Genomic DNA, 13,508 nt, shown 5'->3' with positions numbered 1-13,508 from the left:
ATCGCTAATGGAGCGCAGCCATTTGTCGAAGACGTCGATGCCGGCTTGGACGTCGGCAGGATGCAGCTTGTAGAGCGGCGACACGAACACGTCGGTCGGTTTGGGGATTAAGACGCCCGAATCGGCCATGATGGGGTTCTTTTGTATGCGATTTATGGTCGGTTGCTTGCTCGGAGCGGCCGAATATGCCGGATAGCTCGAGGCTGTTATGGCCTCCTTCCGCTATTGCTTTATATTGGCAGCTTGTTTTTTGACGCAAGGGCGGAATTATAACCGAGGGGTGCAGTAAAAATAGTGGTGGCTCGGCCGGAATTCGAAACGAAAGAATTGCGAGGTGCCACGAGCGGTTGGCGCATCGAGCCTATAACGACTCCCGATCTGAATCCCCTAGAATTCGATTCTATAGCTCGCTTTCCCTGACAATGGCAAGTGGGAACCGGATCGGAACTTCCCATCCGAAGACACGATTGCCGATAAACTCGTGCCCGGTCTCGGTATGTCGAAAATCTGCATTTATCCCGTCGGCGTATCCGCCTAATCCGATCGGGTGTTACGACATGGGTTTCTATGGGAAGGACTCGGTCAACGATTGGTTCGATCCTCACTACTACGATCATTCGCCGGAGAAGAACCCACAAGGCCCGGCTTCAGAGACGAAAAGTAGCCCGAGGATTCGCGGGCGGATACGACGAGAGTGCGACGACAGTCTATCGAGACGGCGAGGAGCCGGCTGCCGTCGGTAAGGGGGACTTGTGGGGTTTTCGACGTTGACTTTCCGATATGCGGTACAGTCCCCCAGCCCTCAATGAGGTCGACGCCGCGCGACGCTGGCTTCCCGCAGTCGCGCACGTTATCGCCGATATACCCGACTGTCCAAAATAGGCGAACTTGTGGCTGATTTAGCCGATGGGGACGGGAGCTGGCACCCTTGACGCATAGGAAGTACACCACCATAGTGGGTCATTCGTTCGATGCGATTGACTGACGTCATGATGGAGTGCTTTTTTCAAATCGAGCGGTTGCCTTTGCTCGTGCCTGCGAGCGCGATTTCGAAGCTTGGCGCGATGTCCGCTTCGTTCGTCCACTAAAGGCACCGGCATGAGCGATCAGACCGCTCGCGAGTTGGAACATCCGACGGTGTGCGCAAGCTGCGGCGGCCGCATTTGGCAGCCTGGCGCCTTTTGCCCGCATTGCGGCACGCGGACAGAACTCGCGCCGCTCGCGGGAGAAGGCGCTTCGCATGTTTCGCACGGAGCCGGCAGCCCTGAAGCTGTGGCCGCACGCTTCGAGCCCCCAATGCGTTCGTTCGCGCCTACCGATTTCGAAGGCGACCTCGATACGCCGTGGTCCGATCCCGCGGGAACGTCCTCCGTTCCGCCGGCAGACGACCCGGATGCCCGCACACGCTCGTCGATCTTTCTCCGGCTACGTCAATGGGGCTTGAAGGGCAGCATGGGCATGCTGCTCGCCGCCTTCGTCGTGCTCTTCGGCGGGGTGACGTTACTGCATCGATACGATCGGTCTTCTATTTCCCCCGCATCGCGCGATGGCGTGTCGCAATCGGCCGATGGCTCGATCCCATCGAATGGATCGAACGCTTCGAATCTCGCCGGGCCAACGAACGACGGACTAGGGACGCAGGGAGCCTCAGGTGCACTCGGTGGGGCGGCGCCGTCCAATGGGAATGCGCGCGGCGCGCAAATCCATCCGGGCAGAGCGGAAAGCGGTCAAAGCCCCCAAAGCCGGCACGCCCAGCGGGGCAGAGCGCATGGACACCCACGTCCGCATGCGCACGTAAAGCGCTGGCATGCGAGATCCCGCGATACGACCTACCTGCATGTGGAGGCGCAACCGCAACCGCCGCGTGACTCGAAACGAAGCGGCATGAGCTTGGCACGCTCGCGTTACCAACCCAGCGCTTTGCGCATCATCTGAACGGCGGCACCGAGCACGAACAGCAGGACGATCACGCGAAACGCCTGCGGCGGCAGCTTGTCGCGCAACGGCCGCGCGATCGCCATGCCTGCAATCACCGGCACGCTGGCGGCCGCGGAGATCAGCAGGTCGGTACCCGACGCATGCGCGCCGCTTTTGAACGCGAGCAGCAGCGTCACGATCGAAACCACGAGAATGATCGCCATCTGCTTCGTGAAAGCCTTGCCGCGCGCGCCCGTGGCGATGAGATAGATCGCGAGCAACGGCCCCGGGATCGATGCAATGCTTTCCATGAGCGCCGCGCCGAAGCCGAGGACGAATCCGACGGGCTTGACCCAAGCGGGCGCAAGCGTGAACCGCGGCGAAGCAAGGAGCAGCAGCGCCGCAAAGACGAGCAACCCGCCGGCGGCCGCCTGTGCATGGTGCGGCTCGAGCGAGATCAGGATCGATACCCCCACGACATTGCCGAGCACCGTGCCGATCAGCGGCGCCGCCATACGCCGCGCGGTGGCTAGCGTTTCGCCGCCTTCCAATGCTTGCGGGATGTTGCCGAGAATCACGGGCATCGAGAGCAGCAGGACCGCTTGTTTGACGGGCATCATCTGACTCAAGATGGGCATGGCGACGAGCGGCACGCCGATGCTCACGATGCCTTTGACGATACCGCCGACAACCAGTGCCGCCACGATGCCGGCCAACGCGTACGGGTGGAGCGCATGCAGCGTCGATCCGAGCACGCCCTGAGAAGCGGCGTGAAGCATGGTGAGGTCTGCCTATTGGGGTGGGGTGTCGCTGGTGCCTTTAGGAACGGGCGTCGCAGTGGCGGGTGTCGACGCCGCGGCGGGCACGGCCGGGCCGGAAGCCGGCTGCGACGCGGCCGACGCTGAGGCCGGTGCAGGCGATGAAGCAGGCGCAGGCGCAGGCGCAGGCGCCGACGCCGGTGCAGTGGCCGCCGTACCGGATGCGCCCGTGGCCGGCGCCGCTTGGCTCGCGCTGGCCGGCGCGGCGGGGGCCGCGCCCGTGGCGCTTTCGTCTTCGTCGCCGTAATTGGGCAGCGCGGGCGGCGTGGACGAGCCGGCGCTTAGCGCAGCGCGGCGTTGTTGCGTATAGGCGTCGCGTACGAACGAGTATTTATCGAGCGCCGCTTGCTCGAGGATGTCCGTCGCGCCGAGCATGTCCGACCGGGCGCTGACGAATTGCAAGGCGTAAAGCGGCTTTTTCGCGTCGGTGGGCACGTAGATCAACGGGCTAAAGCGCGTATCGACGGCCAACCCCACGCCGTCGCGGAACGAACTCGGCCCGAAGATCGGCAGCACGAGGTAAGGGCCGGACGGGATGCCCCAGCGCCCCAGCGTCAGCCCGAAATCCTGGTGGTGCTTCGGCAAGCGGGCCGGCGTCGCGAAATCGATGAGCCCGCCGATGCCGAACGTCGTATTCATCGCGAAGCGCATCAGGTCTTGCGTCGCATCGGTGATCTTTAACTGAAGCAACTCGTTCGCGAAGTTGTTCAGATCGCCCAAATTCGAGAAGAAATTGCTGATCGCGGTACGCAGCGGGTGCGGCGTGATCTTTTGATAACCCTTCGCGATCGGGACGGCGATCGTCTGATCGATCGTATCGTTGACCTTGAAGACGACACGGTTCATCGGCTCGAACGGGTCGCCGGGCGTGCGCGTGCTCGGGCTCGCGCAGCCGGCCAATAGGGCCGCGACGGGAACGAGCGCGGTCAAGGTTCGTAGGTTATCCATCGATTCCTTTGAGTTGTTTCTCTTTGGCGCGCGCGGCGCGTGGTTTGCCCATCAACACGGGCTGGAACACGACAGCGCCGACAAGCGTACAAGAGAGTGCCAGGGCAAGCAGCCGCCCCATGCTCGCGGTACCGGGATGGTGCGAGAGCCAAAGGCTGCCGAATGCCGTCGCCGTCGTGGCCGCACTGAACAATACCGCATGCGTGAGGCTCGATGAGAGCAAACTCGTCTGGCCCGCCCGCCACGCCATCACGAAGTAGACCTTGAAGGCCACGCCCACGCCGAGCATCAGCGGTAACGCGATGATGTTCGCGAAGTTCAGCGGCATATCGAAGACGACGCAAAGTTCGAGCGTGACCAGCGCCGATACGAGCAACGGGATCATCGTTCGCAGTACGTCGCCGAAGCGGCCGAGCGTGATCCACAACAGCACCGTGATCGAGAGGACGGCCCAGGCCGCCGCCTGCAGGAAGGCTTTCACGATGATATCGGCCGAGTGCAGAATCGAAATCGGCCCGCCGATCGCGCCGGGTTCCGCGCGCTTCACGGCATGCGCGAACCGGCGCAGCATCGCGTCGTCGTCCGAATCGACGCCGGGCGGTACCCGGGGCGAGATCTGCACCAGGGCGCGGCCGTCGGGGGCCACCCAATCTCGTACGAGTTCGGGCGGCAACGTGGCGCGCGTGAGCAGGTACGGCTGAAGAAGCGTTGTCAATTGATGCAAGGCTAGCCGCAGCGGCGTCGAAAAGGCGGCTTCGGCGCGCTCGCGCGTGGCGCTGTCGGCCGCGGCGAGCTTGGCCAGTGCGGCCGACAGCCGTCGCGCAGGCTGCGCGCCGGGGCCTGGGTAGTCGTCGGCGGCATAGGCAAGCTGGTTCGAGGCGCGTTTCAAGGCCGCCACGCGTTGGGCGTCCGATGCCGCCGGTGCGCTCGCTTGCGTCAGCGCGGGCAGCAGCGCCTGCGCCGCGGGCGCGATCAACGCGAGCTTTTGCGGCTGATCGGGAGGAATGAACGTGCCGAGCGTCGTGACCCGTCCCACTTCCGGCAGCGCGCCCACGCGGCGTGCCGTCAAATCGGCGGCCGCGAGCGACGGCGCCAACACGGCGACATCGTTGATCGACGCCTCGGGCGAATCTTTCAGCGACATCAACGTGGCCATCGATTCCGTCGTCGGATCCTTCAGATGCAGCGGGTTGAAATCGAAGCGCAGATGCAGCAGCAACGGCGTCGCACCGAGGACGACGAGCAGCGTGCCGATGAGAATCGGCTTGCGATGGTCCTGCAGAAAATCGTCGATCGGCACCAAGCGCGGAAAGCCGGGACGCGAGGCTTCGCCCGGCGGGGCCATGAGTTTGAGTAGGGCCGGCAGCAGCGTCATCGTGCTGAAGTAGGCGACGATCATGCCGACGCCCGCAATGAGGCCGAGTTCCGATACGCCGCGATAGGCCGTAGGCAGGAACGAGAAAAAGCTTGTGGCGACAGCGGCTGCCGCCAGCGTCAACGGCAGGCCCATCGAATGCGCGGCGCCGACGAGCGCGTGATCGAGCCGTTCGTCGCGATGGCGCTCTTCCCGGTACTTCACGCCGTACTGGATCGCAAAATCGGCGCCGAGCCCGATGAACAGGACCATGAACGCCACCGAGATCATGTTCAGGGAGCCGACCATCATGAGGCCGAGTGCGGCCGTGATGGGCAAGCCCACGGCCAACGTGACCAGTACGGCGAGGATCATGCGTTTCGAGCGCAGGGCCAGCCAAAGGATCGCCAGAACCACGATGAGCGTACCGATGCCGTTGACGACGGCGCCGTCTTCGACCGAGGCGAATTCCTCGTCGGCGAGCGGCTGCTCGCCGGTCAAGCGCACGGTGGCGCCATAGCGCTTTTGCAGGTCGAGCTGGCGAGCGACCGCCCGAATAGTGTCCGACGCCTGCGCGCCCGCTTGCAGCGCACCGTAATTGACCACGGGCGTCACGGTGACGAAGGCGCGCGCGGGTTGGTGGGCCGCGTCCGCATCGACGAGCGCGCGCCACGAAAATGCCGCATTCTTGCCCGCCAACACCGCATCGACGGTATCGGCCGCGCGCGTGAGCAGATTCGCCATCGCAGGCAACTTCACTTGGCCCGACTGCAGCGGCAGGCCGAGCATGGTCGATAGCGTGGTCGAAAGGCCGGTCACGCTCGGATCGTGCGCGAGCGTATTGACGAGCGGGCGTGCCTGCGAGAGCTGCGCAGTCGTGCTGGCGACGCTGGCCGTGGGCAGGAACAGCATTCCATCGTGCTGGAACAGCGGCCCGCCGCCGGGCTGCGACACCGCGCCGATTTGCGCCCGGTGCGCAGGCGCCGACAAGGCGCCGGCCAGGGCATCGGCGGCTGCGTCGGCCATTTCGGGGGCCCCCGCTTGCACGACCGCCAGGATGGTTTCGTCGCGCTGAGGAAAAGCGCGGTCCATCGCATCGCCGAGCGCCGACCACTGCGCATCGGTTTCGATGAGCTTGCTAACGTCGGTGTTGATCTTGAAATGCTGTACCGTATAGACGCCGCTCGCCGCAGCCAGCACGAAGGCAAGGGCGACGACCCAGATCGGTCGGCGTACGGACCAGTCGACGAGTCGGACGATAAGGGGCGTCAGCATGGGGCAGGCGGCAACGGAGCGAGGGAGGCAAAACGCCTAAGTATACCGGGGGACGGGCCGGCACCGGCGGCGGCCGTGCGGCGCGCTTGTGTACCGCCCGCTCTCGGCGTGCGTCGAAATCGCCTGTCGAAGCCGGAATCGACCGGGATCGGTATACTTCCCGCACCGCCTATCGGTCCCTCGCGCACGCAGGGCGCGGTCGGCATCCTTTCAATCGAGCTCGAAATTCCATGAAACGTCATTTGTTCGCTTTTTTCACCGCGGCGTTCGTGAGCGCCGCCGCTTGGGCGCAAACGGCGCCTGTCGATGTCGTCAAGCAAGCCGTCGTGGGGACCGTCGATGCGATGAAGCAAGACCCTGCCGCGCGCGGGGGGGATTTGGCGAAGATCGCGCAGGTCGTGCAGACGCACTTCTTGCCGGCTACGAACTTCGAGAGGACAGCCCGGATCGCAGTCGGCGACGCGTGGAAGCAAGCGACACCCGCGCAGCAGCAGGAGTTGACGAAGCAATTTAAAGTCCTGATGACGCGCACGTACGCGGCCTCGCTGGCGCAATTGGGCACGCAAGATGCGCGCTTTTCGTTCAAGGCAGACGAGGCGACGGCCAATGACGCGCTTGTGATGTCGACGGTGACGACGCCGGGCGACAGCCAGCAAGTCGGTTATCGGCTGGGCAAGAACGGCAATGAATGGAAGATTTACGACATCGACATGTCGGGCGCTTGGCTGATCCAGGTTTATCAGAATCAGTTCAAAGCGCAACTGAGCCAGGGCGGGATCGACGGGCTTATCAAGTTCCTCGCGGCGCACAACGCGCGCGCCGAGTAAACGGCCGGCGCCGGTTAGCGCCGGCGCCGCTCCACCGCCACTTTGATCAGTTCGGCCTGTCCTTCGATCTCGAGCTTGCGCTTGATGTTCAGGCGGTGCGTTTCGACCGTTCGTACCGATAATCCATAGCGCTCGGCAATCTGCTTGCTCGAGAGCCCTTCTGCCAGGGCATCCAAAATCTCGCTCTCGCGCGGTGTTAGGCGTTCCGCCGGCGTTTGAAGCGCACTCGCTTGAATCATCCGGGCGGCGATGCTCGCGCTGAAATACGTGCGATTGTCGAGCACCGCCGAAATCGCGTGCACGATTTCCGTGGCCGGCGAATCCTTCAGGACATAACCGCTCGCGCCCGCGCGCACCGCCTGCGTCACGTATTCGACGTTGTCGTGCATCGACAGCATCAGCACGCGCACGGCCGGAAAGCGTTCATGAAAAACCCCGGCGAGTGCGATGCCGTTCATCCCATTCATGCCGACATCCATCAAGACGAGATCCGGCGCCAAGCGTTCGGCCAGGGCAAGCGCCTCCAGGGCGCCGCCCGCTTCGCCGGCGACGATGAAGCCCGGCACGCCTTCGAGGCGCAGCCGTAGGCCGTCGCGCACGAGCGGGTGATCGTCGACGAGGATGATCTTGGCGGAGCGAGAAGGAGCGGGCGCGTTCATGACGGACGATCGGTCTGCGCGAGTTCGGCGGCGCGCGGCGTTGAATGGGGAGGCGGCAGCGGCACCGTCGCCGTGACGACCGTTTGCCCGGGCTGCGAGGCGATCGCCAGGATACCAGCGAGTGCATCTAGCCGTTCGCGCATATTGCGCAAGCCGATGCCTCCGCGGGCGTCGGCCTGAGCGTGCTCGACGTCGAAGCCTTGTCCGTCGTCCGCAATCGTCAGAGTCGCCGTTTTACCCTGCACGGCAAAGGCCAACGTTGCATGCGACGCTTGCGCGTGCCGCACGATGTTCATCAAAGCTTCCTGCGCAATCCTAAACAATGCCGTGTTGACCGCTGCCGGCAGGGCGGTCTTGCGCGAAGCGGCATCGGTTTCGACTTGCATCTCGATGCCTGTTTCCTCGGCGAATTCTCGCGTCAATTGCTCGAGTGCGGCAGTGAGACCTAGATCGTCGAGCATCGAAGGGCGCAGCGCATGGGAGATGCGCCGCACTTCGCGCAGCACGTGCGACAAGCGCGTCAACGCGGTGCCGAGCGCGGCCTCGGCGCTGGGTACGCGCGTGTGCGGCGCACCGGCCCGTTCCAAGCGGGCGAGCGCCGATTCGAGCAGCAGCTTCACCGAGACCATCATTTGGCTGATCCCGTCGTGCAGTTCGCGGGACAGGCGCGCGCGCTCTTGTTCTTGCGATTCGACGACTCGCTGCGCGAGACGCTTCAGCTTCGCATCGGCGCTGCGATGCTCGGACACGTTCAAGAACAGCGCGCAGGCGGTGATGACGCCGAAGCCGGCCAGCGCGATGATACCGATCCACGTCATCGTGCGTCCGATGTTGGCCGAAGCGCTGGTATCGATGCCCGAGAGCGTTTCCTTGACCCCGTCGAGATAGATCCCGGTGCCGATCATCCAGCCCCAGCGCGGCAGCGGCACGACGTAGCCGAGCTTCGGCTCCAAACGGTTGGTCGATGGCCGATGCCAGACGTAACGCACGTAGCCGCCGCCCTTGTTCGCCGCGGCAATGAGCTGTTGAATCGTGAGCGCCCCATTCGGGTCCCTGAGCAGCCACCAATTGTGTCCGACGAGATCGGGCTCGCGCGGGTGCATCAGCGAATTGCCCTGCATGTCGTAGACGAAGAAGTAGCCGTCCGGACCGAAATCCATGCGCTGCAGGACCGCCAGCGCTTGGCGTTTGCGCGCTGCATCGTCGTTTGCACGGTTTGCGGCGATCGAAGTGTTCGTGGCATTCGATGCATTCGAGGCGCCTGACGAGGCACCCGCGTCGTATAGCGGCTCGATCGCGCTGGTCGCGAGTTCGACGTAATGCTTTAGTTCCGTTTGCTTGCTCGATAAATAGGCCGTTTCGACCGTCGCACGCTGCGCGTCGGCGAGCGCCGTCGCCTGCAAGCGCACGCCGATGCCGATGCCCGCGATCGCCACGAGAAAAGGCACGATCGCCAGCAGAAAGATCTTCGTTTTGATTTTCATCGCGACCGGAAGGGCGAAGCGCCGCTTTGCAAGAAGGCTACGTGAAGCCGGTGAATCGATTAGGCCGTGGCCCGATGTTACCGCGCGAAAACCGCGCTTGGATATTGGGTTCACCCACAAAGCAAAAAGGCGCGGCCCACCGGGACCGCGCCTTTTGTCGGACAGTAGAGCGATTCGCGGGTGCGCGCGTTAGTGCGCCGCCGCCGCGCGGGCGTTCTTCGAATTGGCCGAGGCCGAGTGCTTGATTTCCTCAAGCTTGATCTCGACGTGGCGCGAGAACACGTATTCGGCCGGACGTTGTTTATCGAGCGGGATGTCCTTCGTGAACGCGCCTTCGATCTTCGGGCCACGCAGGCTCACGCCGAGCGCTTTGAGCGGGTGGGCAACGGTATCCATCACCGCCGTCGCCTCGAAGCCGCTGTGGACCATGCAATCCGCGCACTTTTCGTAGTTGCCGGTACCGTAGGCGTCCCAATCGGTTTCCTCCATCAGTTCCTTGAAGGTCTTCGCATAGCCTTCGCCGACGAGGTAGCACGGACGCTGCCAACCGAACACCGTGCGCGCCGGGTTGCCCCAAGGCGTGCAGTGATAGGTTTGGTTGCCCGCGAGGAAATCGAGGAACATGGCCGACTGGCTGAACGACCAGTTCTTGCCGCGATTGCCGCGCTTGAAGATTTCGCGGAAGAGCTGCTTGGTCTTGTCGCGATTCAGGAAGTGCTGCTGGTCCGGCGCGCGCTCGTAGGCGTAGCCGGGCGAGACGGTGATGCCGTCCACGCCCATCGGGCCGAGCGTATCGAAGAACGCCGCGACGCGCTCCGGCTTGGCGTCGTTGAACAGCGTGCAGTTGATGTTGACGCGGAAACCGCGGCGCTTCGCCTCGCGAATCGCGGCGACGGCCTTGTCGTAGACGCCTTCTTGCGATACCGAATGATCGTGCATCGCTTGGTCGCCATCGAGGTGGACCGACCAGACGAAGTACGGGCTCGGCTCGTAGTCGTCCATCTTCTTTTCCATCAGCAGCGCGTTCGTGCACAGATAGACGAACTTCTTGCGCGCGATGATGCCCTTCACGATCGTGGGCATTTCCTTGTGCAAGAGCGGCTCGCCGCCGGCGATCGATACGACGGGCGCGCCGCATTCATCGACGGCGCCGAGGCATTCCTCGACCGACAGCCGCTGGTTGAGAATGGGATCCGGGTAATCGATCTTGCCGCAGCCGTTGCAGGCGAGGTTGCAGCGAAAGAGCGGCTCGAGCATCAGCGCGAGCGGATAGCGCTTGTTGCCGCTGAAATGTTGGCGCGCGATATAGGCGCCGACGCGAACTTTTTGCAGAAGTGGGATCGACAAAGCAACCTCCTTAAACTTGGCGTGCGGCGACGGGCTCGAGGAGCTTCGCCGGCAGCTTGAATTCGACTTTTTCTTCGCGGCCGGCCATCGTCGAGACTTCGACGGGACCGAGCGCACGCAGCGCGTCAATGACGTGCTCGACCATTTCCTCGGGCGCCGATGCACCGGCCGTGATGCCGACGGCTTGGGCATGGGCAAACCATTCCGGCTGAAGCTCCGAGCCGTCCGCGACGAGATAGCTCGGCACGCCGGTTTCGGCACCGATCTCGCGCAAGCGATTCGAGTTCGAGCTGTTCGTCGCGCCGACGACGAGCAGCACGTCGACTTGCGCGCTCAATTCGCGCACGGCGGCCTGCCGGTTTTGCGTCGCGTAGCAGATGTCGCGCGTGTCCGGCCCGACGATATTGCTGAAGCGGCGCATCAACGCTTCGATGATGCCGCGCGTATCGTCCACCGACAGCGTCGTTTGCGTGACGTAGGCGAGCGGCGTGTCATCGGGCAATTCGAGCGTGGCAACTTCAGCCTCGCTTTGGACAAGCAGCACCTTGCCCGGGATTTGGCCGATCGTGCCTTCGACTTCGGGGTGCCCGGCGTGGCCGATCAAAATCAGCGTGCGGCCGGCCGCCACGTATTGACGCCCCTGCACGTGCACTTTCGTGACGAGCGGGCACGTGGCATCGAGTACGTCGAGGCCGCGCGCTTGCGCGTCGTGCTCGACGCTTTGTGCGACACCGTGCGCGCTGAAGATCGCGACGGCACCGTGCGGAACTTCATCGAGTTCTTCGACGAAACGCGCGCCCTTGCTGCGCAGATTTTCGACGACGTGCCGGTTATGCACGATTTCATGGCGCACGTACACGGGGGCACCGTGCCGTTGCAACGCGCGATCGACGATTTCGATCGCGCGGACGACGCCCGCACAAAAGCCGCGGGGTTGAGCAAGGATGACTCGCATGTGTGGCGAACTCCGACCGAATCGGGGTATCGAGCCGCCGGCTATATGCGACGGGATAAGCCCAGACTCCAACTATTATTAGAAAGCGGGCGTGATAGCCGGCAAACCAACCCAAACGCGCATTCTAACGCTATCGGGACGGGAACGCTGCCGGGCGGGTAGACAGGCGTTGCAAGAATGTGTCAACCAAATCGACGCGAAGGTGCCGTGCGCCCGGCGCCCACGGCTGCCGCGAGCCGCTAAACTATCGGGCTTCGCAGGCGAAACGACGAATGGCGAATTTTTGCCGATGTTGTCGTTTAGACGCACATCCTTTCAATTTCATTTCAACGTATGGCCGGCTCGATGCGTTTTGCTCATTTTTCTTACTATTTGGCCGATGACGCCCAGGGCCCGACCGCTATGCGTTCGCAGGTTCGTTCCGCCGCCGAGACCGCCGAGCCGAGCCGGAGGCAGGCATGAGCGCCGTGTTGTTCGGTTTGTCGGTTCTTTCGCTCGTGATTTGGTGCGTGTTGCTGTTTGCGCGAGGCGGATTTTGGCGCACGCGCTGCGCGCCCCCGCTCTCGCGCGAGCAAAGCGCCGCGATCGAGGCTTGGCCGGCCGTGGTGGCGGTTGTGCCGGCCCGTAACGAAGCCGACGCGATCGGCGAGGCCGTTACGTCCTTGCTCGAACAAGCGTACGGCGGCGAGTTTCATGTGATCGTCGTCGACGATCACAGCACGGACGGCACCGCCGACTGCGCGCGCGCGGCCGCGCTCGCGCTGGGAAAGCCGGAGCGGCTGACGGTGCTCAAAGCCGAACCGCTGCCGGCGGGCTGGTCCGGTAAGGTTTGGGCGCAATCGCAAGGGGTGGCGGCGATCGCCAAGCGAGGCCTTTCGGCCGATTACCTGCTGCTCACTGATGCTGACATCGCGCATCCGGCCGATGCGGTTGCGCAACTGGTCGCACGCGCGGCGATCGAGCAGCGCGATCTCGTCTCGTTGATGGTGCGGTTGCGGTGCGATTCCATCTGGGAGAAGGCGCTGATTCCGGCCTTCGTTTTCTTCTTCGCGAAGCTGTATCCGTTCAATTGGGTCAATAATCCGCGCAACAAGACGGCCGCGGCGGCCGGTGGGTGCATGCTCGTCAAACGCACGGCGCTTGAAGAAGCGGGCGGCATGGAGTCGATTCGGGCGGCGTTGATCGACGATTGTTCGCTGGCGGCCCGCATCAAGCATCGCGGCCAAGGCCGCCATCCGATCCGGCTCGATGTCGCGGCGCATAGCCGTTCGCTGCGTCCTTACGACGGCCCCGGCGAGATCTGGAACATGATTGCGCGCACGGCCTTTACGCAGTTGCATTATTCGGCGTGGCTGCTCGTGGGCACGCTGCTCGGGATGACCGTGATCTATCTTGCCCCGCCCGTCGTCGCGCTGGTGCTCGGGCCGCTCGGGTGGCCGGCGTGGCTTGCATGGGCCGCGATGTGCTGCGCTTATGCGCCGATGCTGCGCTACTACGGACGCTCGCCGTTGTGGGCGCCGGCGCTGCCGCTCGTTGCGCTGTTTTATGTGGGGGCGACGTTTGCTTCGGCGGTGCGCTATTGGCGCGGTAAGGGCGGGCAATGGAAAGCGAGGGTTCAGGCGCCTGCGCAGGGGGGGTGAGCAGAGCCGCTCTGCCTACCTGTGGCGGGCCATGCAGGCCGATATGGGGGAGGTCGCCGCATGGAGCACCCTCGGATTTATCAAATGTCTTCCCGCACCTATCGTATCGGCCGTTTCGCGCGCCCCCGCGCGCCCCTCGCTGCTCCCCTCGGCGAGCCGTCCCGATTGACATCAATCACGTGATTCAGTCCTAAAAAGCAAGCGAACGGCGCTAGATCGTCGTTTTGAAAATATGGTGAGCATCCGGGGCATCGGGAAGTGAGTCCGATGCCCCGTTCCATTTT

Annotated in this window: 10 protein-coding genes; 3 read left to right on the top strand and 7 right to left on the bottom strand. The window is 63.8% G+C overall.

All coding sequences use genetic code 11. From position 1 onward, the window contains the following. Positions 1–1,098 precede the first annotated feature (1,098 nt). A complete protein-coding gene (locus ACTHN9_RS09535; protein WP_440536514.1) occupies positions 1,099–1,935 on the top strand; it encodes a hypothetical protein in 837 nt (278 codons plus the stop codon). On the opposite strand, the gene ACTHN9_RS09530 is transcribed toward ACTHN9_RS09535, so the two are convergent. From ACTHN9_RS09530 to ACTHN9_RS09520, 3 genes are read right to left on the bottom strand one after another with little or no spacing between them, the layout of a single operon-like run. Next, the gene (locus tag ACTHN9_RS09530; RefSeq protein ID WP_440536513.1) at positions 1,905–2,696 is read right to left on the bottom strand and encodes a TSUP family transporter; all 792 of its coding nucleotides are present in this window, start codon (positions 2,694–2,696) and stop codon (positions 1,905–1,907) included. The two genes, ACTHN9_RS09535 and ACTHN9_RS09530, sit on opposite strands and share 31 nt — an antisense overlap. 12 nt (positions 2,697–2,708) lie before the next feature. Next, complete coding sequence (locus ACTHN9_RS09525; protein ID WP_440536512.1) at positions 2,709–3,683, bottom strand: MlaA family lipoprotein; 975 nt, start codon at positions 3,681–3,683, stop codon at positions 2,709–2,711. Next, positions 3,676–6,312: an MMPL family transporter gene (locus ACTHN9_RS09520; RefSeq protein WP_440536511.1), complete on the bottom strand. Its 2,637-nt coding sequence runs from the start codon at positions 6,310–6,312 to the stop codon at positions 3,676–3,678. The genes ACTHN9_RS09525 and ACTHN9_RS09520 overlap by 8 nt, the downstream gene beginning before the upstream one ends. 230 nt (positions 6,313–6,542) lie before the next feature. Here ACTHN9_RS09520 and ACTHN9_RS09515 point away from each other — a divergent pair, with 230 nt between their 5' ends. Then, on the top strand, positions 6,543–7,139 hold the full coding sequence (locus ACTHN9_RS09515) for an MlaC/ttg2D family ABC transporter substrate-binding protein (RefSeq protein WP_440536510.1): 597 nt from the start codon (positions 6,543–6,545) through the stop codon (positions 7,137–7,139). Between the two features lie 14 nt (positions 7,140–7,153). On the opposite strand, the gene ACTHN9_RS09510 is transcribed toward ACTHN9_RS09515, so the two are convergent. From ACTHN9_RS09510 to ispH, 4 genes are all read right to left on the bottom strand, one after another. Beyond that, positions 7,154–7,798, bottom strand: coding sequence for a response regulator (locus ACTHN9_RS09510; protein ID WP_440536509.1), 645 nt, complete (start codon positions 7,796–7,798; stop codon positions 7,154–7,156). Next, a complete protein-coding gene (locus ACTHN9_RS09505) occupies positions 7,795–9,282 on the bottom strand; it encodes a cache domain-containing protein (protein WP_440536508.1) in 1,488 nt (495 codons plus the stop codon). The genes ACTHN9_RS09510 and ACTHN9_RS09505 overlap by 4 nt, the downstream gene beginning before the upstream one ends. A gap of 189 nt (positions 9,283–9,471) precedes the next feature. After that, on the bottom strand, positions 9,472–10,629 hold the full coding sequence (hpnH, locus tag ACTHN9_RS09500) for an adenosyl-hopene transferase HpnH (RefSeq protein ID WP_440536507.1): 1,158 nt from the start codon (positions 10,627–10,629) through the stop codon (positions 9,472–9,474). 10 nt (positions 10,630–10,639) lie between these two features. Further along, positions 10,640–11,584 carry a 4-hydroxy-3-methylbut-2-enyl diphosphate reductase gene (ispH, locus tag ACTHN9_RS09495; RefSeq protein ID WP_440536506.1) on the bottom strand — a complete coding sequence of 315 codons (945 nt, stop codon included), beginning with the start codon at positions 11,582–11,584 and terminating at the stop codon, positions 10,640–10,642. 458 nt (positions 11,585–12,042) lie between these two features. Between ispH and ACTHN9_RS09490 the strand changes: the two genes are divergently transcribed. Further along, positions 12,043–13,224 carry a glycosyltransferase gene (locus ACTHN9_RS09490; RefSeq protein ID WP_440536505.1) on the top strand — a complete coding sequence of 394 codons (1,182 nt, stop codon included), beginning with the start codon at positions 12,043–12,045 and terminating at the stop codon, positions 13,222–13,224. The last annotated feature ends 284 nt before the right edge of the window (positions 13,225–13,508 follow it).

This window comes from Trinickia sp. (assembly GCF_051953405.1).
GTDB lineage: Bacteria > Pseudomonadota > Gammaproteobacteria > Burkholderiales > Burkholderiaceae > Trinickia.
Note: the sequence above shows the minus strand (reverse complement) of the source record. Positions and strands in the feature narration are given on the sequence as shown.

Coding starts and splice junctions, on each gene's coding strand:
- ispH (WP_440536506.1), bottom strand. CDS start 11,584: ATGCGAGTCATCCTTGCTCAACCCCGCGGCTTTTGTGCGGGCGTCGTC.
- ACTHN9_RS09510 (WP_440536509.1), bottom strand. CDS start 7,798: ATGAACGCGCCCGCTCCTTCTCGCTCCGCCAAGATCATCCTCGTCGAC.
- ACTHN9_RS09530 (WP_440536513.1), bottom strand. CDS start 2,696: ATGCTTCACGCCGCTTCTCAGGGCGTGCTCGGATCGACGCTGCATGCG.
- ACTHN9_RS09535 (WP_440536514.1), top strand. CDS start 1,099: ATGAGCGATCAGACCGCTCGCGAGTTGGAACATCCGACGGTGTGCGCA.
- ACTHN9_RS09525 (WP_440536512.1), bottom strand. CDS start 3,683: ATGGATAACCTACGAACCTTGACCGCGCTCGTTCCCGTCGCGGCCCTA.
- ACTHN9_RS09520 (WP_440536511.1), bottom strand. CDS start 6,312: ATGCTGACGCCCCTTATCGTCCGACTCGTCGACTGGTCCGTACGCCGA.
- ACTHN9_RS09515 (WP_440536510.1), top strand. CDS start 6,543: ATGAAACGTCATTTGTTCGCTTTTTTCACCGCGGCGTTCGTGAGCGCC.
- ACTHN9_RS09505 (WP_440536508.1), bottom strand. CDS start 9,282: ATGAAAATCAAAACGAAGATCTTTCTGCTGGCGATCGTGCCTTTTCTC.
- ACTHN9_RS09490 (WP_440536505.1), top strand. CDS start 12,043: ATGAGCGCCGTGTTGTTCGGTTTGTCGGTTCTTTCGCTCGTGATTTGG.